The sequence below is a fragment of the Streptomyces sp. NPDC057702 genome, assembly GCF_042799315.1.
In the GTDB taxonomy this organism is placed as follows: domain Bacteria; phylum Actinomycetota; class Actinomycetes; order Streptomycetales; family Streptomycetaceae; genus Streptomyces.
In genome coordinates this window covers 1-22,592 of the sequence record NZ_JBHVJC010000042.1, presented here as the reverse complement: position 1 = coordinate 22,592, position 22,592 = coordinate 1, and the positions used below count along the sequence as shown (strand labels likewise).

The 22,592-nt window shown below is 74.3% G+C and carries 18 protein-coding genes, 1 tRNA gene and 1 pseudogene; 13 read left to right on the top strand and 7 right to left on the bottom strand.

From position 1 onward, the window contains the following. Window positions 1-41: 41 nt before the first annotated feature. The 3 genes from ACFVFR_RS27065 (at window position 42) to ACFVFR_RS27055 (ending at window position 3,676) form a co-directional block, all read left to right on the top strand. Entirely contained in the window at window positions 42-1,919 is a 1,878-nt protein-coding gene (locus ACFVFR_RS27065; protein WP_383706288.1) for a tetratricopeptide repeat protein, read from the top strand. Between the two features lie 238 nt (window positions 1,920-2,157). Next, window positions 2,158-2,231, top strand: a tRNA-Met gene (locus ACFVFR_RS27060). Window positions 2,232-2,632: 401 nt separating this feature from the next. Beyond that, window positions 2,633-3,676 (top strand): aromatic ring-hydroxylating dioxygenase subunit alpha, encoded by a 1,044-nt coding sequence (locus ACFVFR_RS27055; RefSeq protein WP_383706286.1) that lies wholly within the window; start codon window positions 2,633-2,635, stop codon window positions 3,674-3,676. Between the two features lie 95 nt (window positions 3,677-3,771). On the opposite strand, the gene ACFVFR_RS27050 is transcribed toward ACFVFR_RS27055, so the two are convergent. Further along, entirely contained in the window at window positions 3,772-4,188 is a 417-nt protein-coding gene (locus tag ACFVFR_RS27050; RefSeq protein ID WP_383706284.1) for a Fur family transcriptional regulator, read from the bottom strand. 156 nt (window positions 4,189-4,344) lie between these two features. On the opposite strand from ACFVFR_RS27050, the gene ACFVFR_RS27045 reads away from it, so the two are divergent. Then, on the top strand, window positions 4,345-5,820 hold the full coding sequence (locus ACFVFR_RS27045) for a catalase (RefSeq protein WP_383706282.1): 1,476 nt from the start codon (window positions 4,345-4,347) through the stop codon (window positions 5,818-5,820). Between the two features lie 168 nt (window positions 5,821-5,988). On the opposite strand, the gene ACFVFR_RS27040 is transcribed toward ACFVFR_RS27045, so the two are convergent. Both ACFVFR_RS27040 and hisN read right to left on the bottom strand, forming a co-directional pair. Further along, complete coding sequence (locus tag ACFVFR_RS27040; RefSeq protein WP_383706280.1) at window positions 5,989-6,396, bottom strand: cyclic nucleotide-binding/CBS domain-containing protein; 408 nt, start codon at window positions 6,394-6,396, stop codon at window positions 5,989-5,991. A gap of 434 nt (window positions 6,397-6,830) precedes the next feature. Continuing rightward, window positions 6,831-7,622 carry a histidinol-phosphatase gene (gene hisN, locus ACFVFR_RS27035; RefSeq protein ID WP_383706278.1) on the bottom strand — a complete coding sequence of 264 codons (792 nt, stop codon included), beginning with the start codon at window positions 7,620-7,622 and terminating at the stop codon, window positions 6,831-6,833. 126 nt (window positions 7,623-7,748) lie between these two features. Here hisN and ACFVFR_RS27030 point away from each other — a divergent pair, with 126 nt between their 5' ends. Then, window positions 7,749-8,543: a TetR/AcrR family transcriptional regulator gene (locus tag ACFVFR_RS27030; protein WP_383706276.1), complete on the top strand. Its 795-nt coding sequence runs from the start codon at window positions 7,749-7,751 to the stop codon at window positions 8,541-8,543. Window positions 8,544-8,679: 136 nt separating this feature from the next. Here ACFVFR_RS27030 and ACFVFR_RS27025 read toward each other — a convergent pair whose 3' ends face one another. From ACFVFR_RS27025 to ACFVFR_RS27010, 4 genes are all read right to left on the bottom strand, one after another. Further along, complete coding sequence (locus tag ACFVFR_RS27025; protein WP_383706274.1) at window positions 8,680-9,003, bottom strand: DMT family transporter; 324 nt, start codon at window positions 9,001-9,003, stop codon at window positions 8,680-8,682. A 113-nt stretch (window positions 9,004-9,116) separates the two neighbouring features. Continuing rightward, a complete protein-coding gene (gene rsgA, locus ACFVFR_RS27020; RefSeq protein ID WP_383706272.1) occupies window positions 9,117-10,124 on the bottom strand; it encodes a ribosome small subunit-dependent GTPase A in 1,008 nt (335 codons plus the stop codon). A 9-nt stretch (window positions 10,125-10,133) separates the two neighbouring features. Next, a complete protein-coding gene (aroA, locus tag ACFVFR_RS27015; protein WP_383706270.1) occupies window positions 10,134-11,534 on the bottom strand; it encodes a 3-phosphoshikimate 1-carboxyvinyltransferase in 1,401 nt (466 codons plus the stop codon). 103 nt (window positions 11,535-11,637) lie between these two features. Then, entirely contained in the window at window positions 11,638-12,351 is a 714-nt protein-coding gene (locus ACFVFR_RS27010; protein WP_383706268.1) for a M50 family metallopeptidase, read from the bottom strand. Between the two features lie 411 nt (window positions 12,352-12,762). Here ACFVFR_RS27010 and ACFVFR_RS27005 point away from each other — a divergent pair, with 411 nt between their 5' ends. The 8 genes and pseudogenes from ACFVFR_RS27005 to def all read left to right on the top strand — a co-directional run bounded on the left by ACFVFR_RS27005 (window position 12,763) and on the right by def (window position 22,537). Then, window positions 12,763-13,584: an SOS response-associated peptidase gene (locus ACFVFR_RS27005; RefSeq protein WP_383706266.1), complete on the top strand. Its 822-nt coding sequence runs from the start codon at window positions 12,763-12,765 to the stop codon at window positions 13,582-13,584. Window positions 13,585-13,901: 317 nt separating this feature from the next. Beyond that, window positions 13,902-14,576 carry an alpha/beta family hydrolase gene (locus ACFVFR_RS27000; protein ID WP_383706264.1) on the top strand — a complete coding sequence of 225 codons (675 nt, stop codon included), beginning with the start codon at window positions 13,902-13,904 and terminating at the stop codon, window positions 14,574-14,576. Between the two features lie 89 nt (window positions 14,577-14,665). Beyond that, complete coding sequence (locus tag ACFVFR_RS26995) at window positions 14,666-15,616, top strand: sigma-70 family RNA polymerase sigma factor (protein WP_383706262.1); 951 nt, start codon at window positions 14,666-14,668, stop codon at window positions 15,614-15,616. Then, window positions 15,613-15,897: pseudogene (rsrA, locus tag ACFVFR_RS26990) on the top strand (mycothiol system anti-sigma-R factor); the annotation flags it as partial. The gene ACFVFR_RS26995 and the pseudogene rsrA, both read left to right, overlap by 4 nt. 899 nt (window positions 15,898-16,796) lie before the next feature. Further along, window positions 16,797-18,827 carry an HD-GYP domain-containing protein gene (locus ACFVFR_RS26985; RefSeq protein WP_383706261.1) on the top strand — a complete coding sequence of 677 codons (2,031 nt, stop codon included), beginning with the start codon at window positions 16,797-16,799 and terminating at the stop codon, window positions 18,825-18,827. 85 nt (window positions 18,828-18,912) lie between these two features. Then, window positions 18,913-20,304 carry a metal-dependent phosphohydrolase gene (locus tag ACFVFR_RS26980; RefSeq protein ID WP_383706259.1) on the top strand — a complete coding sequence of 464 codons (1,392 nt, stop codon included), beginning with the start codon at window positions 18,913-18,915 and terminating at the stop codon, window positions 20,302-20,304. A gap of 327 nt (window positions 20,305-20,631) precedes the next feature. Beyond that, the gene (locus ACFVFR_RS26975) at window positions 20,632-21,630 is read left to right on the top strand and encodes a tetratricopeptide repeat protein (protein ID WP_383706257.1); all 999 of its coding nucleotides are present in this window, start codon (window positions 20,632-20,634) and stop codon (window positions 21,628-21,630) included. A gap of 250 nt (window positions 21,631-21,880) precedes the next feature. Next, a complete protein-coding gene (gene def, locus ACFVFR_RS26970; protein WP_383706255.1) occupies window positions 21,881-22,537 on the top strand; it encodes a peptide deformylase in 657 nt (218 codons plus the stop codon). The last annotated feature ends 55 nt before the right edge of the window (window positions 22,538-22,592 follow it).

The window sequence follows — 22,592 nt, the reverse complement described above, 5'->3', positions numbered from 1 at the left end:
TGCGGTATACCAGGTGTACGCCGGTTGTGGGTGGTGCAACGATGGAACACATGGGGGACAGGGCGAGGTTGTTGGAGAAGGAGCGGCTTGTGCCGGCGCCCGACGACGGGCGCGCCGACAGCATGCCGGGACTCGCGCTGGACACCGCGGACATCGCGGGCAGTGCGGACGGAACCGACGTCGAGTTTGAGACAGCGCACCGTCGGGCCGCCGAGGCCGGCGACACGGCCGCCATGAGCGTGCTCGGTGCCCTGCTGCTGCGCCGCGGCGACCTCGACCGGGCCGAACCCCACCTGCGCGCGGCCAGCGTCGCGGGCGACCGCGCCGCCGCCAACAACCTCGGCGTCCTCCTGCACCAGCGCGGCTACGCCGACGAGGCCGCAGGCTGGTGGCGCACCGCCGCCGTCGCCGGTTCGGCCGCCGCCGCCCACGCCCTGGGCCGCCACCACCGCGAGCGGGGCGACGAGCCGGCCGCCGAGTACTGGCTGCGGCAGTCCGCCGAGTCGGGCCACGCCCTTGGCGCGTACGCCCTGGCCGACCTGCTGGAGCACCGCAGCGACGTCGGCGCCGAGCGGTGGTTTCGCGCCGCCGCCGAGCACGGGCACCGGGAGGCCGCCTACCGGCTCGCGCAGATCCTGCACAAGCGCGAGCGCGACCAGCACCACCCGGACGGCCGGGGCAGCACCGCACGGGCCGACGGCGAGCAGAGCGAGGCCGAGCGCTGGTACCGGCAGGCGGCGGCACGCGGGCACCGGCGCGCCGCGCTGCACCTCGGCACGCTCCTGGAGGAGCGCGGCGAGGCCAAGGAGGCCGGCCGCTGGTACCTGATGTCGGCCGAGGACGGCGAGTCGCGCGCCGCCTGCGCCCTGGCCTTCCTGCTGCGCGACGCAGGCGACCTGGACAGCGCCGCCGTGTGGTGGCACCGGGCCGCCCAGGACGGCGACGGCAACGCCGCCAACGCGCTGGGCGCCCTGCACGCCGACCGGGGCGAGCCGCAGACCGCCGAGCGGTGGTACCGCGCGGCGCTGGACGCGGGCGACATCAACGGCGCGTACAACCTCGGCCTGCTGTGCGCCGCCCAGGGGCGTACCGCGCAGGCCGAGCAGTGGTACCGACGCGCCGCCTACGCCGGGCACCGCGAGGCCGCCAACGCGCTGGCCGTACTGCTGCTCCAGCGCTCGGACGCGGCGGGGGCCGAGCCGTGGTTCTCCAAGGCCGCCGAGGCGGGCAGCGTGGACGCCGCCTTCAACCTCGGCATCCTGCACGCGGGCCGGGGCGCGGAGCGCGCGGCGCACGAGTGGTACGTACGGGCGGCGGCCGGCGGGCACACCGAGGCCGCTCTCCAGGTCGCCATCGCGCTGCTGCGCGAGGGCGACGAGGAGGCGGCCGAAAAGCATCTGCGCTGCGCGGCCGAGGGCGGCAGCGCCGAAGCCGCCTTCCGGCTCGGCGCGCTCATGGACCGGCCGGCCGCCGCCGACCCGAGCGCGGGCCTGGGCGGCGCGGTGGAGGCCGAGCCACGGCAGGTGGAGTGCGAGGAGTGGTACGAGCGGGCGGCCCGGCAGGGGCACCGGCGCGCGCAGGTGCGCGTCGGCATGCTCGCCTCCGCCCGGGGCGATGTGGTGAAGGCGGCGCACTGGTACCGCACGGCGGCCAAGGCGGGCAGTCGCAACGGGGCCTTCAACCTGGGCCTGCTGCTCGCCCGCGAGGGCAGCGAGCCGGAGGCGGCCCTGTGGTGGACCCGGGCCGCCAACGCCGGGCACGGCCGGGCCGCGCTGCGGCTGGCCCTGCTCGCGGCCCGGCGCGGGGCGCTCAGCGAGGGCCAGCGCTGGTGTGCCCGCGCCGTCGAGCTCGGCCCGGCCCAGGTCGCCGAGCGCGCGGCCCGGCTCGCGGACGCGCTCCAGCAGGAGCAGACGGCGTAGGGACGCCGGTCCCGCGCCGCGCGGGGCGGAGTGTGGCCTGGGGCGGTCCGGAGCAGCGGGGGCGGTCGTGGTGGTCGGGCGCTGTGGCGTTCGCCTGGCGTCGTGCTCGGGGGCTGGCCGGAGCGTTGGTCGCGGGGCCGACGGCGGTGGGGCCGGGAGGGCGGGCGAGTGGCCCGGCGGCGCCAGGGTCGGGATTTGCCCTGGTCGTCGGGGTGGGGTTACAGTAAGTACACACCGACGCGGGGTGGAGCAGCTCGGTAGCTCGCTGGGCTCATAACCCAGAGGTCGCAGGTTCAAATCCTGTCCCCGCTACTCATCACCGAAGGCCCGAATCCTCATCCAGGATTCGGGCCTTCGGCATGTGCTGGGACGGTCCGCGCGGCGGTGTGGGTGGTGTGTGAGCTGGGAGCGCGAGGACGGGGTGCGCGGCGTCGGTGAGGTGCCCGCCCCGTACGGGCGCCCGGTCGCACCCCGTACGGGGCGGGTCAGGACCCCTCACCGCGGTCCGCCTGCCCCTGGGCGGGGAGTCCGGGCGCAAACCTCTGGGCGCCGTGTTCACATCTTCCGGTGATATGCCGCGAAGCGAATCGTTCCTGCTGAATCAGCCCCCCTGACGCTGGGCGCAGAGGCATTCGCCGCGCCTCCGGGCTGTCGCCACCGCGCTCTTACCGCGCCGACGGCGCCCGCAGGGCGGCACCCACGAAAGGTGCGCCATGCAGGATCTGGGATCAGGCCGGTCGGGCTCGCGGGACGCGCCCCGTCGGCCGTCGGCCATCACCACGGCGGCGACGTCGCCGCACGTCGCGCTCCCGCCCTACCCCGACGGCTGGTTCGCCCTGGCGACCAGTGACGAGCTGAAGCCCGGCAAGGTCATCACCCGCCGGCTGGCCGACGAGGACGTGGTCGTGTACCGCACGGCCAGCGGAGTGGTGCGTGCCGTGCGGCCCTACTGCCCGCACCTCGGGGCGCACCTGGGGCACGGTGGGACGGTGCGCGGCGAGAACCTCGTCTGCCCCTTCCACCACTTCCAGTTCGGCCCCACCGGTGAGTGCGTGCGCACCGGGTACGACACCGCCCCGCCCAAGGCCAGTCTGGGCACGCTGGAGCACCGGGAGATCGATGGTCTCGTCTTCGTCTGGCGGCACGCCCAGGGGCTGGCGCCCACCTGGGAGATAGAGGTGCCGCCCGCGGACGACTTCCCGAAGCCGCACCGGCGCATCCGCATCCTGGCGGCCCACCCGCAGGACTTCATGGAGAACGCCATCGACTTCGGGCACTTCGCCGCACTGCACCGACTCGTTGTCGACATCACGGACCCGCCGCACTTCGAGGGGCCGCGCATGGAGACGGCGTACCGACTCGGCCGGGCTTCCGGGCAGCGCAACGGCATGTACTCCTTCGGGCCCTCGGTGCGCACGGTCGTACAGGGGCTCGGCGTGCTGTACGGGGAGGCGGAGAAGTACGGGTTCCGGCTGCGGCTGTGGTTCTGCGTCACGCCCGTGGACGCCCAGCACGTGCGGATGTGCCTGACGGCCGCCGTGCGGCACACCCGCCCCAGCCGCACCGGCGCCGCCCGGCTGGTGGCCGCGCTGCTGCCCAGGGCGGTGACGTACGCCTCCGGCCTGGAGACCGACAAGGACGTCCCCATCTGGAAGCACAACACCCATCTGGCGCGGCCCCGGCTGGCCGAGGGGGACGGGCCGATCGTCAGGTTCCGGCGCTGGGCGCGGCAGTTCTACAGCGAGCCGCTGCCCTGACGGGCCGGGCCTCGCGAGGGTGGACGCGGGGCGTGCGGATCGCGTGCTGTCGCGCCGCGCGCCGCCCGTGGGTCCGACGGCCTACGGCCGTGCTGTCAGGGGCCCGTACAGGAGGGGCAGGTACCGCGGTAGGTGACCTCGACGCCCGTGACGGCGAAGCCGAAACGCTCCTCCGTGGGCAGGTCGGTGAGCGGGTTGCCCGCGGGGTGCACGTCGCGGATGGTGCCGCAGCGGCTGCACACCAGGTGGTGGTGGTCGTGGTGGGCGTTGGGGTCGTACCGCTTGGCGCGCCCGTCCGTGCTCACCTCAAGGATCTCGCCGAGTGACACCAGCTCGCCGAGGGTGTTGTAGACGGTCGCCCGGGAGATCTCGGGCAGCCGCTCGGTCGCTCGCGCGTGCACCTCGTCGGCGGTGTAGTGCACATGGTCCCCGTCGAGCACCTCGGCCACGACGCGTCGCTGGGCGGTGAGTCGCCAGCCGCGCCCCCGGAGTCGTTCTAGCAGGTCACTCATGCCATTCACCTATCAGTCAGATAGGACCAGAGTAGCAGCGTAGGTCCATGAACAGACTTTGTACGTCTCTCCATCGCTTCTTGACTTAGACATTGTCCAATGTAGGATCGGTTACGGCTCAGGCCAAGGGACAGGACGAGTACGCAGGAGGCGCACGTGACGGTTCAGGGCGAGACGACGCAGTCGGCGGGGCCGCTGACCACGGAGGCCGGTGCGCCGGTCGCCGACAACCAGAACAGTGAGGCCGCTGGCGTCGGTGGCCCGGTGCTGGTGCAGGACCAGTCGCTGCTGGAGAAGCTCGCGCACTTCAACCGCGAGCGCATCCCGGAGCGCGTGGTGCACGCGCGTGGCGCGGGCGCGTACGGCACCTTCACGGTGACCGCGGACGTGACCCGGTACACCCGCGCGAAGTTCCTCTCCGAGGTGGGCAAGGAGACCGAGACCTTCCTGCGCTTCTCCACCGTGGCCGGCAACCTGGGCGCGGCCGACGCGGTCCGGGACCCGCGGGGCTTCGCGCTGAAGTTCTACACCGAGGAGGGCAACTACGACCTCGTCGGCAACAACACCCCGGTGTTCTTCATCCGGGACGCCATCAAGTTCCCCGACTTCATCCACACCCAGAAGCGCGACCCGTACACCGGCTCGCAGGAGGCGGACAACGTCTTCGACTTCTGGGGGCTGTCGCCCGAGTCCACGCACCAGGTGACGTGGCTCTTCGGTGACCGGGGCATCCCCGCCTCGTACCGCCACATGGACGGCTTCGGCTCGCACACCTACCAGTGGAACAACGCGGCGGGCGAGACCTTCTGGGTCAAGTACCACTTCAAGACCGACCAGGGCATCAAGAACCTGACGGCCGAGGACGCCGCGGTGCTCGCCGGGACGGACCCCGACAGCCACCAGCGTGACCTGCGGCAGGCCATCGAGCGGGGTGAGTTCCCGAGCTGGACCGTGTCGGTGCAGGTCATGCCGGCGGCGGAGGCGGCGAACTACCGCTTCAACCCGTTCGACCTGACCAAGGTGTGGCCGCACGCGGACTACCCGCTGATCGAGTTCGGCAAGCTGGAGCTCAACCGCAACCCGCAGAACATCTTCGCCGAGGTCGAGCAGTCGATCTTCTCGCCCGCGCACTTCGTGCCCGGCATCGGCCCCTCCCCGGACAAGATGCTCCAGGGGCGTCTGTTCGGCTACGGCGACGCGCACCGCTACCGGGTGGGCATCAACGCCGACCACCTGCCGGTCAACCGGCCGCACGCCACCGAGGCGCGTACCTACGGTCGCGACGGTTACGCGTACGACGGGCGGCACGGCGCCGCGAAGAACTACGAGCCCAACAGCTTCGGCGGCCCGGCCCAGACCAACGTCCCGCTGTGGCAGCCGATCGAGGTCGGCGGCGTCACGGGGAACGAGGCCACGCCTTCGCACGCCGAGGACAACGACTTCGTGCAGGCCGGCAACCTCTACCGGCTGCTGTCCGAGGAGGAGAAGGGCCGCCTGATCGCCAACCTGGCGGGCGCCATCGCCGGGGTATCGCGCGAGGACATCATCGAGCGCGCCATCGGAAACTTCCGCAAGGCGGACGCGGACTACGGCAAGCGGCTGGAGGCCGCGGTCCAGGCCCTCCGCGGCTGAGTCGTTCGCGTGCGGGCCTCACCGGCCCACCCCCGTGGTCGGTGGGGCCCCGCGTGAGCGGTGAGTCAGTCGCTTGCCGTATCAACCGAAGAGGCCGGACGCCGTAGGGCTCCGGCCTCTTCGCGTGCCCGGCCGGCGCCCAGGCGGCGCCGGCCGGGCCGTCGCGTGTCAGGTGGCGAGCGCGCCACTGACCTCCTCGGCGCGGGACCAGCACCGGATGATGTCGCGCACGGAGACCAGTCCGACCGGTTCCCGCTCGTCGAGCACGATCAGGTGCCGGAAGCCGCCACGGGTCATGGCCTGGGCCGCCTCCGTCAGGGTCCACTCGGGGGCGGCGTAGACGACGTCGGTCGTGGTGTGGGCCTGGGCCCGCTCGTGGTCGGGGTCCTGGCCGGCCCCCACCGAGTTGAGGACGTCGCGCTCGGTGAGGATGCCGAGCCCGCTGGTGTCGGTGTCCAGCACGACGGCGGCGCCGACCCGCCGCGCGGACATCAGTCGGGCGGCCTGGCGCAGGGTGTGGGCGGGGCCGATGGTGAGGACGACCGTGGTCATGGCGTCGCGAACGAGCGTGGGCATGGTCAGAGCCACCTCCGTGGAGCCCGCTCGGCCGACAGGGGCAGGCACATCGAGAAGGGATTCACAAGCGCACAAGCGGGCGGATTCTCATGTTCACATGGGGTCGGTGGCGCGACAAGAGGGCGGTGGGAGCGCCCGGAGCAGCCGCGCGGGCGCGCATGGCGCGCTCCCGTCAGCGCGCCACGCCACCGGTGGGGCGCCGACGTGCGGCGTCGCGGCGTCACGGACAAGGGCGCACGCCCGCGCGGCGCGTGATGCCGGACACCCCGTCGGAGCCCGGCCGACACGGGCCGGGGCGGGCGGAGCGGGCGGGCGTACGCCGGGCGCGGTGCGCGCGAGCGACGGACCTCACCCGTACGGGTCGCGAGGCCGGCCGGGTCGGGGTGCCGCGGCCGACGACGGGCGGCCGAGGCGGCGCCGAGGCCGGCGCGTGGTTACTGGAGGTGGCGCAGCAACTCGTCGTGGAGCAGGCCGTTGGAGGCGGCGGCGTCGCCACTGTGCGGGCCGGGCTCGCCGTCCAGGCCGGTGAACCGCCCGCCCGCCTCCTGCACGATGACCGCGTTGGCGGCCATGTCCCACAGCGAGAGCTCCGGCTCGGCGCACAGGTCGACCGAGCCCTCGGCCACCATCATGTACGGCCAGAAGTCGCCGTAGCCACGCGTACGCCAGCAGGCGCGGGTCAGGTCGAGGAAGCCGTTCAGCTTGCCGCGCTCCTCCCAGCCGCTGAGCGAGGCGTACCCGAACGAGGCGTCGGCGAGCGTGTCGACCTTCGACACCGAGATCCTCGTCGCCGAGGAGAGGTTGCGCCCGGTGTACGCGCCCAGCCCCTCCGCCGCCCACCAACGGCGGCCCAGCGCGGGCGCCGAGACCATGCCGACCACCGGCCGGTCACCGCCCGCGCCGCGCTCCATCAGGGCGATCAGGGTGGCCCACACCGGCACCCCGCGCACGTAGTTCTTGGTGCCGTCGATGGGGTCGATGATCCAGCGACGCGGGCCCGAGCCCTCGCTGCCGAACTCCTCGCCCAGCACCGCGTCCCGGGGCCGGGCGCGCTGCAGCGAGGAACGGATCAGCTCCTCGGCGGCCTTGTCCGCCTCGCTGACGGGCGTCATGTCGGGCTTGGTCTCGACCTTGAGGTCCAGCGCCTTGAAGCGCTCCATGGTGGCGGAGTCGGCCGCGTCCGCCAGCACCTGGGCCAGCCGCAGATCATCGTGGTAGTCGGGCATGCTCGCACACTACCTTGGCGAAGCGGGACGATTCGGCGCTCGCGGGGGCTCTTGACAGGGTCTGTCGGCGCGTCAATTCTGTGCCGCACGGCAGCCAGGTGAGCTGTCCGGGCCTGGGAGGCAATGGTGCCTACAGCGCGTGAAGCCTTACTGAACGCGGCGTTCCTCGCCGTGCACCGCCGCCCGTGGGGCGTGGTGCGGATGGTGGATGTGGCCGCCGCGGCCGGAGTGTCGCGGCAGACCCTCTACAACGAGTTCGGCAACAAGGACGGCCTGGCCAGAGCCCTCGTGCGGCGGGAGGCCGAGGCGTATCTCCAGGGTGTGGAACGGGCACTGGCGCCCGCCACCGACGCGAGCGGGCCCGCCGACCGGCTGGCCGCCGTGGCCGCCTGGACCGTACGGACGGCGCGCGGCAACGCGCTCGTCCGGGCGGCGCTGACCGGCTGTTGGAACGACCGGCTCCCGGCCCCGGCGCCCGGACCCCGCGCGTGTCCCGGTCAGCGACACCCGAACGGCGGCCCCGCACTGGTCCACGTGGGCCGCGAGCCGCTCGCGCGCCCCGGCGGCCCGGCCGGTGGCGTCGACGTCCTGCCGACCCCGGCGGACCTGGTGCGTCAGGTCACCGACCGCTCGCGCGCGGCCCTCAGCTCTCACTGGCCGACGGACGCGACGGCGGAGCTGGTCCGGGTGTGCGAGGCGGCGGCGCGACTGGCCGTGTCGTACGTCAGCGTCCCCGGCGGGCCCGACGAGGTGGCCGTTCTGGTCCGCCAGGTGCTCGGCCCGTGGCGAGTGGTGAACCAGGGGGACCAGGCGCACCAGGTGGAACGGGAGCCCCAGGGGGAGGACGCGGACCGGCCGGGTCGGACGGGCGGGGCGGACCTCCCGGGCCGCCCGGAGCGGGTCGTGCCCGGCTGGCCGTGAGACACGGCAGCCGACGCGTGGGGCCGGGCCGGTGGCGTACGCGTCGGGCGTCACGGACATCCGGGCGCGGGCGTGCGGTGTGGGGGTGTCCGGGTGCGGGCCGCCGGCGCCGGTGGGCGTCCCGCGCGGGGCGCTCTCAGTGGGCCGAGCCGGAGAGTTGGAGGCCGATGACGCCCACGACGACCAGGGAGATCGAGACGATCTTGAGGGTGGAGACCAGATCACCCAGGAAGACCATGCCGTAGATCGCCGTACCGGCCGCGCCGATGCCGGTCCACACCGCGTACGCCGGACCCACGTCCAGCTTCTTGAGCGCGAGCGTGAGCAGGCCGAAGCTGCCGAGCGCGAAGACGCAGAAGGCGATGGTCGGCCACAGCCGGGTGAAGCCGTGGGAGAGCTTGAGGCAGACGGCGAAGCCGGTCTCCAGGAGACCGGCGACCACCACCAGCAGCCATGCCATCAGTTTGCCTCCCGTGTTCGGTCCGCGTGCGATGAAGCATGTACCTCGGAGATCAACGGGCAAACGTCGTACGCGCGTTCCCCTCGCCCCGGTGGTCGCCCCCGGTGGCCGGATCAGTCACCCTCGCGGCGCTCACGGGTGGCGAGCAGCCGGCGCAGCGAGTAGAGCCGGTCCGCGTCGGCGTGCCCTTCGGCCACCCAGGCGTCCAGCGCGCAGTCCGGCTCGTCGTGGCTGCACGCGCGCGGACACTGGGCCGTGCCCGCCTCCAGGTCGGGGAAGGCGTGGATGACGCGGGCCGGGTCCACGTGGTGCAGCCCGAAGGAGCGCACGCCGGGGGTGTCGATCACCCAGCCGCTGCCGGTGGGCAGCGGCAGCGCGAGCGCCGAGGTCGTGGTGTGCCGGCCGCGTCCCGTCACCGCGTTCACCTGTCCCGTCGCCCGCTTGCGCGCCGGGACCAGCGCGTTGACCAGCGTCGTCTTGCCGACCCCGGAGTGCCCGACGAAGGCGGTGACCCGCCCGGTCAGGTGCTCCCGGACCCGGTCGGCGGCGGCGCCGTCGGCCAGCTCGTCGCGGTTGGTCACCACGTGCGGCACGTCGAGCAGTTCGTAGGTGGCCAACAGGGCCTTGGCCGGGGCCAGATCCGACTTGGTGAGGACGAGCAGCGGTTCCAGGCCCGCGTCGAAGGCGGCCACCAGGCAGCGGTCGATGAGCCGGGGGCGCGGTTCTGGGTCGGCCAGCGCGGTGACGATGGCGAGCTGGTCGGCGTTGGCGACCACCACCCGCTCGTACGGGTCGTCGTCGTCCGCCGTCCTGCGGAGCACGGAGCTGCGCGGCTCGACCCGCACGATGCGGGCCAGGGTGTCCTTGTCGCCGGACAGGTCGCCGACCACCGCGACCTGGTCGCCGACCACCACGCCCTTGCGGCCCAGTTCGCGGGCCTTCATGGCGTGGACGCTGCGACCGTCGACCAGGCAGGTGATCCGGCCCCGGTCGACGGTGAGCACGAAGCCGGGCGCGGCGTCCTCGTGCTTGGGCCGGATGCTGGAGCGGGGCCGGCTGCCCCGGCGACCGGGGCGGACGCGGACATCGTCCTCGTCGGTGTGCTTTCCGTAGCGGCGCATGTCGAACGTTCAGCCTCTCGGCATCGGGGCCGCCCCGGTTGTCTGGTCGAGCATCCCCGTCCACAGGCCGGGGAAGTCGGGGAGGGTCTTGGCGGTGGTGGCGACGTTCTCCACCTGGACACCGCTGACGGTCAGGCCCAGCACGGCCGCGGCGGTGGCCAGCCGGTGGTCCTCGTAGGTGTGGAAGACGCCGCCGTGCAGCGGGCGCGGGCGGATGCGCAGCCCGTCCTCGGTCTCGGTGACGTCGCCGCCCAGCCCGTTCAGCTCCTTGGCCAGCGCGGCCAGTCGGTCTGTCTCGTGCAGGCGCAGGTGGGCGATGCCACGCAGGACCGACTCGGAGTCGGCGAGCGCGGCGACGGCGGCGATCACCGGGCTCAGCTCGCCCACCTCGTGCAGGTCCACGTCGATGCCCCGGACACGGCCGGTGCCGGCGAAGGTCAGCGCGGTGCCGTCGGCGGTGGTGGTCAGCTCGCAGGAGCCGCCCATCGCGGTGAAGATCTCCCGCAGCGCGTCACCGGGCTGGGTGGTGTGCTCGGGCCAGTCGGGGATGGTCACCCGCCCACCGGTGACCAGGGCGGCGGCCAGGAAGGGGGCCGCGTTGGACAGGTCGGGCTCCACCACCAGGTCGCGGCCGAGCAGCGCGCTCGGCGCCACCCGCCACACGTCGGGCTCGCCGCCCGCCTCCGGGGTGTCCACGGCCGCGCCCGCGCCGCGCAGCATGTCCACGGTCATCCGGATGTGCGGCATGGAGGGCAGCGCGGAACCCACGTGCCGCACCTCGACGCCCTGGTTGAAGCGCGCGCCGGAGAGCAGCAGCGCGCTGACGAACTGCGAGGAGGAGGAGGCGTCGATACGGACCGGGCCGCCCTCGATGCTGCCGTTGCCGTGCACGGTCAGCGGGAGCGCGCCCCGGCCGTCGTCGTCGATCCGGGCGCCGAGGGCACGCAGCGCGTCGATCACGCCGTGCAGCGGTCGCTCGTGGGAACGGGCGTCGCCGTCGAAGCGGACCGGCCCGTCGGCGAGGGCGGCGACCGGCGGCAGGAAGCGCATGACCGTACCGGCGTTCCCCACGTCCACGGTGGCCGGGCCGTGCAGCCCGGCGGGGATCACACGCCACGCCTCGCCGCCGGCGGGGGAGCCGGGCTCGTCGGAGGCGGCGGAGTTGGAGGCGATGGTCTCCTCGACGCCGACGCCCATGGCACGCAGCGCCTCGGCCATCAGCAGGGTGTCGCGGGAGCGGAGCGGGCGGCGCAGCCAGCCGGGCTCGGCGGCCAGCGCGGCGAGGACCAGGCCACGGTTGGTGACGGACTTGGAACCGGGCACGGTGACGGTCGCGTCGACCGCTCCGTGCGCGAGCGGAGCGGGCCAGAGAGCGAGGGCGTCATCCGGGAATGTCTCAGTGCCGGTCATGAGCCTTACTTTAGTGGCTCCGCCGGAGGGCGATTCTCGATCAAAAGCGGTGAAACCCCTCCGTAACACGGCACTGATAGGAGGCGGTCGGGACCCAGGGCGCTCACAGGTCGAGCAGCCAGCGCCCGCCGCCGATCAGCGAGCACAGCGTGACGGTGTGGAAGAGGCCCATCCACAGCGCCGCCGGTACGTGGGTCAGCCGCGCGAGCTGGTCCGGGTCGGAGTCCCTGGCCTGCCCGTACCGGCGCTTGCGCTGGAGCTCGAACGGCGGCCTGACCCCGCCGAGCAGCAGGAACCACACCACTCCGTACGCGAACGCCGCCTGCACCTCCGGTTCGGTGAGCCAGGTGACCAGGAGGAAGATCGCGCCGGTGACCACGACCGACAGCACCCCGTAGGCATTGCGGATCATCAGCAGCATCGCGACCAGCAGCGCACTCGCCCCCCACAGCAGCGCCGTGATGTGGCCGGCGGCCAGCAGCCAGGCCCCGCCGAGGCCGAGCAGCGAGGGCGCGGTGTAGCCGGCGGCGGCGGTCAGGATCATGCCCAGACCGGTCGGCCTGCCACGCGAGACGGTCAACCCCGAGGTGTCCGAGTGCAGGCGTATGCCGTCCAGCCGGCGTCCGCTGAGGAGTGCGACGATCCCGTGCCCGCCCTCGTGGGCGATGGTGATGGCGTTGCGGGCCACGCGCCAGGACAGCCGTGAGGTCACGGTGGCGAGCGCGACCAGGCCGGTGATCGCCACCAGCCACGAGGAGGGGTCGGGTTGGGTGCCAAGGACGCGGTCCCACAGCTCGGTTGCGCTGGTGCTGTCCATGCGGGGGCGACTCCTTGGTCCCGGTCGGTGCGGGGTGGCGCGGGCGGTGCTCGGCGGGGCGGGCCGGTGGTCGGCGGTGACGGTCGGGTGTGAGCGGTCGGCGGTGACCGGTCGGGATGGCGCGGTCAGGGTCGATCAGACGGGGTTCGTCCTCGACCGGGTGGCCGGGGCGGGGCCCGGTCGCGGTGGTGACGCAGTCTGGCACTCCGGTCGGGCGGTAGGAAAAACGCCCCCGGGCGCACTCCGGTTCCGACGGCACGGGCCGCCCGCGGGAGATGCGGCGGTTCGTCCGCAATCCGCGCGGCCCGGCCCCGGCCCCGGGCGCTCGCCCGGGCGCTCGCCGTGGGGAACGCGGGCCGGGTGCGGCAGCATGGGTGGGGCAGACGGTGCGGTCGGAGGGGTTGTAGCGAGATGTGCGGACGGTACGCGGCGAGCCGAAAGCCGGAGGACCTGGTCGACCTGTTCGACGTGGGCACGTGGGAGCCGACCGAGGCGCTGGCCCCGGACTGGAACGTGGCCCCGACCAAGAGCGTCTACGCCGTGCTGGAGCGGCCCCTCAAGCACTCCGCCGACCGCACGCCGGTCCGCCAGCTCCGCGCGCTGCGCTGGGGGCTGGTGCCCTCGTGGGCGAAGTCGCCGGAGGGCGCGGCGAAGATGATCAACGCGCGGGCGGAGACCGTGCACGAGAAGCCGTCCTACCGCCGCGCCTTCGAGGCACGCCGCTGCCTGGTGCCGGCGGACGGCTACTACGAGTGGGTGACCAGCGCCGACGAGCGGCAACTGGAGGAGCGGGGCCGCAAGAAGCGGACCCGCAAGCAGCCGTACTTCGTCACGCCGGCCGACGGCTCGGTGATGGCCCTGGCCGGGCTGTACGAGTTCTGGCGGGACCGCACGCTGCCCGACGACCACCCGCGGGCGTGGTGGGCCACCTGCACGGTGATCACGACCGAGGCGGAGACCACGCCGCTGGCGGGCCGGGCGGCGGACGCGTCCGGGCCCGCGTCGCTGGCGGAGATCCACCCCCGCATGCCGCTGATGCTCACCCCCGACCGCTGGGCCGACTGGCTCGACCCGGCCCGCGCCGACCAGGAGTCCCTGCGCGCGCTGCTCGCGCCGCCGCCGGGCGGACTGCTGCGGGCCTACCCGGTGACCACGGAGGTGAGCAACGTGCGCAACAACGGCCCGGAGCTGCTGAAGGAGCTGGCGGCGCCGGAGGAGGAGACGCTGTTCTGAGCGCCGCTCCGGCGCCCTTCCGGCGGGTGTCCGCCGACTGTCCGCCGGAGCGGGCCCGGCGTCGGGCCCGGCGCCCGGGGGCTCGCTCGTCCCCACCGGCCGCCGCCCACGCTGTCGGCGGCTGTCCCGCCGGCTGGCTGAACCGCCTGGTGGCCGGCCCGCCCGTCCCGGCCAGCGGGCGCCCGTCCGGTTCGGTCGGCCGCTGACCGCTCCCGGGGTGGTGGCCGGGTGCGAGGTGCTCGCTTGGGCCCGGGCGGATCGGGTGGCGGCCGGCGGGTGGCGTAGGGCCGGGTCGGGGCGCGCGGCAGGATGGGCGGATGCGGACGAGAGCGAACGAGGCGGGAGGCGGGGCCGACCCCGCCGCGCGGAGCGAGACCGTGGCCACCCCGGCCGGGGACGCGCGCGTCACCTGGCACCGGGCGTCACGGGCCCGCGCCGTGTTGGCCCTGGGGCACGGGGCGGGCGGTGGCATCGAGGCGCGCGACCTGGCGGCGCTGGCGGCGGCCCTGCCCCCGCGCGGTGTGAGCGTCGCGCTGGTGGAGCAGCCCTGGCGGGTGGCCGGGAAGAAGGTGGCGCCCGCGCCGAAGACGTTGGACGTCGGCTGGCGGGCGGTGTGGCCGGCGCTGGCCGCGCCGGGGCTGCCGGTGATCGCCGGCGGGCGTAGCGCGGGCGCCCGGGTGGCCTGTCGCACCGGGCGGGAGCTGGGAGCCGAGGCCGTGCTCGCCCTCTCCTTTCCGCTCCACCCGCCCGGCAAGCCGGCCTCCTCGCGGGCCGGCGAACTGCTGGACGCCGGGCTGCCGACCCTGGTGGTGCAGGGGGGACGTGACCCGTTCGGACGACCGGAGGAGTTCCCCACGGACACGGAGATCGTGACCGTTCCGGAGGCCGACCACGGCTTCGCGGTGCCCAAGCGGGCGGCTCGTACCCAGGAGGAGACGCTGACGGTGATCACCGAAGCCGTCGCGGAATGGCTCGATCGAATCGGTGGCTGAGCCGGGAATGCGGACCCGGGTGCGGGCGTTGTGCGGGGCGTAGGGATCGATACGTAGCGGCATCAGCACGAGGAATGGGAGTTCCCCGCATGGGTTCGCTTGCTTGCCCGTCCCGTCCGCAGACCGCCGACCTGGCGTGGTCACAGCTTCGGGTCGACCAGTCGACGCTGGCTGGAGCGGCGGGCGGACCGGATCGTCGTCTATTCTCCGATTCAAGCGGGTCCACACCGGGCTTCGCCACGGTGTTGGAGGAGGTGGGTTCGGTCACTGGGACGGACGCGGGGACCGACGGCACGACGAACGGCTCGACCGACGCGGCGCAGTACGGGGCCGCGGCCCAGGTCAGCCACGCCGAGGACGAGACCGCCCAGGCCGACGCGGCAGCGGGCGCGAACGAGACCGTGGCCGAGCGGAACGCCCGTTTCGAGCGGGATGCCCTCACCTTCCTGGACCAGATGTATTCGGCCGCGCTGCGCATGACGCGTAACCCGGCGGACGCCGAGGACCTCGTGCAGGAGACCTACGCGAAGGCGTACGCGTCCTTCCACCAGTTCCGCGAGGGCACCAACCTCAAGGCGTGGCTGTACCGCATCCTGACCAACACCTTCATCAACTCCTATCGCAAAAAGCAGCGCGAACCACAGCGCAGCGCCGCCGAGGAGATCGAGGACTGGCAGCTCGCGCGCGCCGAGTCGCACATGTCCACCGGACTGCGCTCCGCCGAGTCCCAGGCGCTCGACCACCTGCCGGACTCCGACGTGAAGGCCGCCCTGCAGGCGATCCCCGAGGAATTCCGCATCGCGGTGTATCTCGCCGACGTTGAGGGCTTTGCCTACAAGGAGATCGCGGACATCATGGGGACACCCATCGGTACGGTGATGTCCCGACTGCACCGTGGGCGCCGCCAACTGCGCGGTCTGCTGGAGGACTACGCCCGGGGTCGCGGGCTGGTGCCGGCGGGCGCGGGGGCTGTGTCGAGTGGGGTCTCCCCGGCACCGTCAGGGGAAGAGTCGCACGATCGGAAAGGCTCGGGCTCATGAGCTGCGGAGACCCGCACGAGACGGACTGCTCTGAGGTCCTCGACCACCTGTACGAGTTCCTCGACCACGAGATGCCCGACGGTGACTGCGCCAAGTTCGAGGTGCACATCGACGCGTGCTCGCCGTGCCTGGAGAAGTACGGCCTGGAGCAGGCGGTGAAGAAGCTCGTCAAGCGCTGCTGCGGCCACGACGACGTGCCCGCCGACCTGCGCTCGAAGGTCATGGGCCGGATCGAGCTGATAAGGGCCGGCGAGGTCGTGCCCGACCGGGCCGTGTTGGAGACGGGCCCCGGCCGTCCCATGCACCGCATCCCCGGAGCCTCCGAGCGGGGCGCGGTCGACCCGGCCTCGGCCGCCGGTTCCGCTTCGGCTGCCGGCACGGCTTCGGCGTCCGGTGCCGCGTCCGCCGCCGCGTCGACCCAGGCCGCCTCGGCCCAGCCGCTGCGCGCGGCGCCCGCCACCGGGACGGTCGACAGCGGTCCGGAGTCCGCCGCCCGCGACTGAACCACCCGAGTTCGTACTCATCGCCGGCGCCCATCGCCCCGGCCCTCACTCTCGCCTCACACGCCTCCCGTGTGCTGTCGGTGTCTCCGCGTCCGCGGTGCGCCGCGGTCACGGGAGTCGCGTCGTCGCTCACCCTCCTCACTCCTGCCCAGCCCGTCGGCCGTTGCAACTCCTCATAGTTGTCAGGTAGTTGCCGCCCGCATATGAGGGACGGCCGGCGCGGGGGCCGGTTCGAGGTGGCGTCCTCGGCGTCGGGGCGTGAGGGCGGCCGGGTGTGTGCCGGCGCACGGTCGCCCGGCGCGGGCCGCGTCGGCGGCGCGACGTGGTGTGCGCGGCCGTCTCCGGAGCCGGGTGGCGCGACGGGTGGCCGGGCTGCCCGGTGGACGGCCGTCGGGTGGGTGCCTGACGGCCCCGTCCCGCTCGCCGGCGGCGTACGGCCTGCCCGTGAGCACTCGCGGCCCCGCGTAGGTCGGTCGCGGTACGCCGTCGGGCTCGTCTCGAATACACGGCCGGGTGGCGTCCAGTGCGCCACCCCTGCGCCACCTGTCTTTCACTCGAAGGGGTGTATCTGTTCCCGCCGGGCGACTGATTCCACCCGAGTGGGCGTTTTTGTCGCGGAGCCGTCCTATCCTCCCCAACCTGACGTCGAGCCGTTACGAACGGGGGAGGTGGGGACCGTGCGGGCGCTTCCGCAAGCCGCGCGCCTCTATATCGTCGGCGCGGTCTGCGTGGCGGCCTTGTGCGCCGCTCCTGCCCTGGCCAGCGACCCGGCCGCCACCCTTGGCCTCGATCCCGCCGAGCCTCCAGCGCGCCCCGGCGCGCCCGGCTGGCTGTCGGTGGCGCTGCTCGCGCTCGGATACGCGGGCTGTCAGGCCGCGATCCGTCGCGCCCCGCGCGAGACCCCCGCCGCCCCGACCAGCGGCCCGCCCTTCGACTGGGGTGGCCCCGCGCTCCTGGCCGGGGCCTTCCTGTTGCCACCCGCCACCGCGGCGCTGGCCACCCTCCCCGGCGCCCTCGTGGTCCGGGCCGGCCCGACGGCTTCCGGCGGGGGGTCGACGCCGACCGCTCGTGGCTGGCACCTCGCACGGCTCGCGCTCGCCGCGTACGCCAGCGCCACGGCCTTCGCCGCGACCGGCGGACCGACCGCCCTCGTGACCGCCGACCTGCCCCGCGCGCTGGCGCCCGCCGCCGGCGCGGTGCTCGCCTGCTGGTTGTCGCTGACCGGGCTGGAGCACGGGGCGCGGCGCGCGGCCGGCCGACGCGGTCGGCGGTGGGACCGGGAGAAACGTCGGGACCTGGGCTGTTCCGGGGCCGCGTATGTCGTGCACGGGCTGGTGGGGCTGGTGATGGCGGTGTTGTGGCACAGCCCGTACGGGCCGCCGGCCGCGCTGCTGGTGCTGGTGCCGATCGCCCTCGCCGGCCGGGCCCTGGGCGCCTGGCCCCGGGAGCGGGTCGCGCGGCAGCGGGCCGTGCACGCGCTCACGCAGGCCGTCGACCTCAAGGACCGTTACACGCGCGGGCACGGCGAACGCGTGGGAGAGGCGGCGGTGTTGATCGCCCGCGAGCTGGGCATGGGGGCGGAGCGGCTGGAGGTGCTGCGGGTGGCCGGGGTGCTGCACGACGTGGGCAAGCTCGGCGTACCGACCCGCGTGCTGTGCAAGAACGGCCCGCTGACCCCGGGGGAGCGGCGCGTGATCGAGCTGCACCCGGAGCACGGGGACGCGATGGTGCGGGGCATCGCGTGCCTGGACGAGGCCAGGACGGCGGTCCTGCACCACCACGAACGGCTGGACGGCAGCGGATATCCGCACGGCCTGGCCGGGCGGGACATTCCCGAGGTGGCGCGGGTGGTGGCGGTCGCGGACGCCTTCGACGCGATGACCTCGACGCGCAGCTACCGCCGCGCGCGCCCGGTGCCCGCCGCCGTCGAGGAGCTCCGGCGCTGCGCGGGCTCGCAGTTCGACCCCCGCATGGTGCGTGCCCTCGCTCGCGCGCTGGACCGACACGGCTGGGAGACCGAAGCCGCCGCGACGGCGGAGGTGGCCGAGGGCGCCGGCGCGACCTGCGCGAGGGTGGCGGCCGTCCAGGGCGCCGGACGCGCGGACGCGTGGGCCGCGACCGACCGGACGCGCGAGCGCGGCAGCCTGACCGGCGCCGCCGGTACCGGCACTGTCGCCGGCGTGGGTGCCGGCGGGGCCGAGTCGGGTGGGGGCCGTGGCCCCGGTGGCCCGCCCGCCGGCGGGCACTCGCGCGATCGCCAGGGCCGTGGCCGTTCTTACGAACACGGCGATCCGCGCGACCCCCGCGGCCCGTGCGAACCCCTGGACGGGTGCGTCGCCGTGGGAGCGGCCTATCCGGGCGCCGCGTACGGCCCCGCGTGCGAGGCGGCGTACGACAGGCCGTGCGGTACGGCGTGCCGGGACCGCGACGATGCGGCCCGCGCCGTCGACCCGCACGAGGAGAGCACTCAACTTGGCGAAGGCGTAAGGGAGTTGTGGGGTTCTGCCGTCGGGCTCGACGTCTGTGCGGGGTCGGCTCGCGGGCGGGTCGAGGGGTGGTCGGGCGAGGTGGGAAGCGAGGCGGCGGGTGAGTCGGATGCCTCCGGGCGGCCCGGCGCGAGGGCGTTGCCGTACGGCGGCGCCGCGCGGCCGGTGACCGCCGCGGCGCACGCGGCGCGTCGTGCCCGGCGGAGTGATGGGCGAGGTTGAGAGGCCCGCGCCGGGATCGGCGCGCGGGCCCGCGGCGTACGGGGCGGATGCGGCGGGGCGACCCGGGCGAGTGGTGCGCGGGGCTGTGCGTCGGGGGTGGTGGGGAGTTGGGCGTTACCCCGGTGGTGGCGTCGCGGTCGCCTACGGCGCCGCCGCCGCGCTCTCCGTCGCCGCGCTCGGCTGGACGGCCTGGTGTGGGGTGCACGGGCCGGGCGTGGCGCTCGGGTTCGGCCTGCTGGTCGCCGCCGGGGAGGCGGCCCGCCATTCCGTGGCGCCGCCGGCGCGCGGTCGGGAGGTGGCCCCGCTGGCCACGGCGGCGGCCCTCGGCTACGTGCTGCTCGGCCTGGTGGCGGGCGACGAAGGGGCCGTTGGGGGCGGGGCGTTCGAGCCCGGGGCGTTCGGTGGGGCGCAGGCCGTCGCGGTGGTCGTCGCCGGCAGCCTGCTCGGCCTCGTCCCGCCCCTCGCGCTCGGCCGTTCGGCCGACCCCGACCGCGTCGTGCGCCGCGTGTTGGCGACCGGTGTCGCCGCGTTCGGTGGCCAACTCCTGGACCGGGTCATCCCGTTGGGTTCGCGTACCGCGCACGAGCCCTTCGCCGTACCCTCCTTGCTCGTCCTCCTGGCGCTTGCCGTGCTCGCCGACGCGGGGCTGGCGGTCCTCCTCGCGCGGGCGCGCGCGGGCGGAGCGTACGCGCTGTCGGGGAGTGGGCACGCGCGGGTGCGGGTTGCGGTGTGTGTCACGGCGGTGGTGCTGGCGCTGGCCGTGGACGTGGCCGGCGCGTGGGCGGTGCCGGTCTGCGGGGTGCCGCCGCTGCTGGCGCAGTTGGCGGTGCGCCGGCGCGCGGCCGTGCGGGCCACCGGCCGGCAGACAGTCGCCGCGCTGGCCCGCGCCCCGGAGATCGCCGGCTACACCCCGGCCGGCCATGCGCGTCGGGTCGCCGCGCTCGGGCGTTCGGTGGGCCGGGAGTTGGGCCTGGTCGAGCCCGCCCTGGCCGTCATCGAGGATGCGGCCCTCCTGCACGACGTGGGTCAACTCTCGCTGATGGAGCCGTATCCGGGCGGTGCGACGGAGTCGCTGCCGGCCCCGGAGGCCCGGCGCCTCGCCCTGCTCGCGGGGGCCGTCGTGCGCCGCGTCGGCCTGCCCGTCGAGGTGGTGGACGCGGTGGAGCGACAGGCCGCCCCGTACCGCGAGCAGCCGCTGTCGGCGCGGGTGATCCGGGTGGTCAACGCGTACGCGGATCTCACGGGTGATCTTGGCGCGCCCCCGGCCGCACAGCCGGGTCGGGCGGGTGGTGGCCCATCGCGCGGGGCCCCGGGGCGCGTGAGCGCGTACGCCATGGCGGGGTCCGACGGGGGTGACGAGGTTCCCCGCGGGTCGCGGCGGGCGATGGAACGGCTGTGGCTGGGCACGGAGCGGGAGTACGACCCGACCGTGGTGGCGGCGCTGGCCCGGGTCCTACGGCACCCCCCGCACGCCTGATACCGCACAGCGAAATTCACCTTTCGTACCCCGGATGTCTCGCGGTAGTCGGGCCGCCGTACGGTCTCCGGGGACTCCGTGTGACAGGCCCTTGTCACAACCGGTGGGTAATGAGCGGGGCCCCGATTGGGCATGGTTGGATGCGGAGAAGGGGGTGTCGCGGCGCTGGCCAGCGGCAAGGAGAGAAGTAGCGCATGCTCCGCTCCGAGGCAATCGCAGGGGCCGGGCTGAGATGTCCGTGAAGATGTGGCAGGTTGTCGTCAGGGAGGGCGACGCCACCCGCAAGGGCACCGGCGCGAATGACGCAGCAATCGGCAGGCGGGAATCGTGAGGATCTTCGGCAAGGTGCGGCGCCGGCCATCCGCCTCCTGGCGGCAGGCCACCGACCGCGCGTTCACGCTCATCGGCGACGGCCGGTACGAGGACGCGGGCGCGCTGCTGACGCGCGCCGTCGATCTGGAGCCGTGGCTCTCCGAGTCCTGGTTCAACCTGGCCCTGCTGCACAAGTTCCGTCACGACTGGGAGCAGGCGCGCGCCGCCGGACTGCGTGCGGTCGCCCTCCTGGACCGCGACTCCGGGGCCCCCGACTGGTGGAACGTGGGCATCGCGGCCACCGCCCTCCAGGACTGGCCGCTGGCCCGTCGGGCCTGGCAGGCGTACGGGCTCAAGACGCGCGGTGACCAGGCGGTCACCTCCGGTCCGGCCAGCGCCCCGGTCGACATGGACCTGGGCAGCGCGGCGGTGCGGCTCTCGCCCGAGGGGGAGGCCGAGGTCGTCTGGGGCCGTCGGCTGGACCCGGCCCGGATCGAGGTGCTGAGCATCCCGCTGCCGTCCTCGGGCCGGCGCTGGGGCGAGGTCGTCCTGCACGACGGCGTCCCGCACGGGGAGCGCACCACCGCCGCCGGGCCCTCCTACCCGGTCTTCGACGAGATCGAGCTGTGGGCACCCTCGCCCGTGCCGACCTGGGTCGTGCTGATCGAGGCCGCCCGGGAGACCGACCGGGACGCGCTGGAGCGGCTGGCCGCCGACGCCGGGTTCGCGGCCGAGGACTGGTCCTCCTCGGTGCGGCTGCTGTGTCGCTCCTGTTCCGAGAGCCGCATGCCGAGCGACGAGGGCGACGGCGAGCACCTGGACCCGCACGACCACAGCGAACCGGGCCACCCCGGCCCGCTCGGCCACCGCACGGCGGGCTCCGGTTCGCTGTGGGTCCCCGAGCGCGAGTGCGGCATCGCGGCCCCGGCCGGGCTGGTGCGCGGGCTGCTGGACGGCTGGGTCGCGGACAGCCCGGACACCCGCGAGTGGCGGGACCTGGAAGAGGTCTGCTGACCCGGGCGTACGCCGGGCCGTCGGGCCCGCCCCGCCCTCCGCCTCGCCACCCCTCCCGTTCCCGACGCCGTGGCCCCGGCCGCGCACCCCCGCTCCCACCCGTCACACCACCCACCCGTCGCGCTTCGCCGCCCACCCCCGCACGGCCCCGGCCGAGGGGCGAGGCAGGTGATCACGGGCCGGGCGCTCGGCGATGCCCGTACCCTGTAGGGCGACGAAGCAGGGATTCCAGGAAGGCTTACGGCGGACCATGGCGCAGCAAGAGACCGACCAGCAGGTGAACGAGGGGTCCTCAGTGCCGGAGGTGGAGGACGGGTTCGTCGTCGACACCCAGGACTGTGCGGAGCGGGAGCAGGCGTACCGCGAGCGCGGCACGGCCCGGCCGATCACCGTCGTGGGCAACCCGGTGCTGCACCGGGAGTGCCAGGACGTCACCGCCTTCGACGACGAGCTGGCCGCGCTGGTGGACGACATGTTCGCCAGCCAGCGGGCGGCCGAGGGCGTGGGTCTGGCCGCGAACCAGATCGGCGTGGACCGCAAGGTCTTCGTCTACGACTGCATGGACGACGAGGGCGTGCGGCATGTCGGTGTCGTCTGCAACCCGGTCCTGGTCGAGCTGCCCGCCGAGCGTCGCAACCTGGACGACTCGAACGAGGGCTGCCTCTCGGTGCCCACCGCGTACGCGTCGCTGGCCCGCCCGGACTACGCCGAGGTGCGCGGCCAGGACGCCCAGGGCAACCCGATCAAGGTGCGGGGCACCGGCTACTTCGCGCGCTGCCTCCAGCACGAGACGGACCACCTCTACGGCTACCTCTACATCGACCGGCTCTCCAAGCGGGACCGCAAGGACGCCCTGCGACAGATGGAGGAGAACACGCCGCGCTACGAGACGGTGCCCAACGACTGAGCCCCTCGCGCGCCACAGCGGGCCGCCGCCCACCGGTACGCGACCGGTGGGCGGC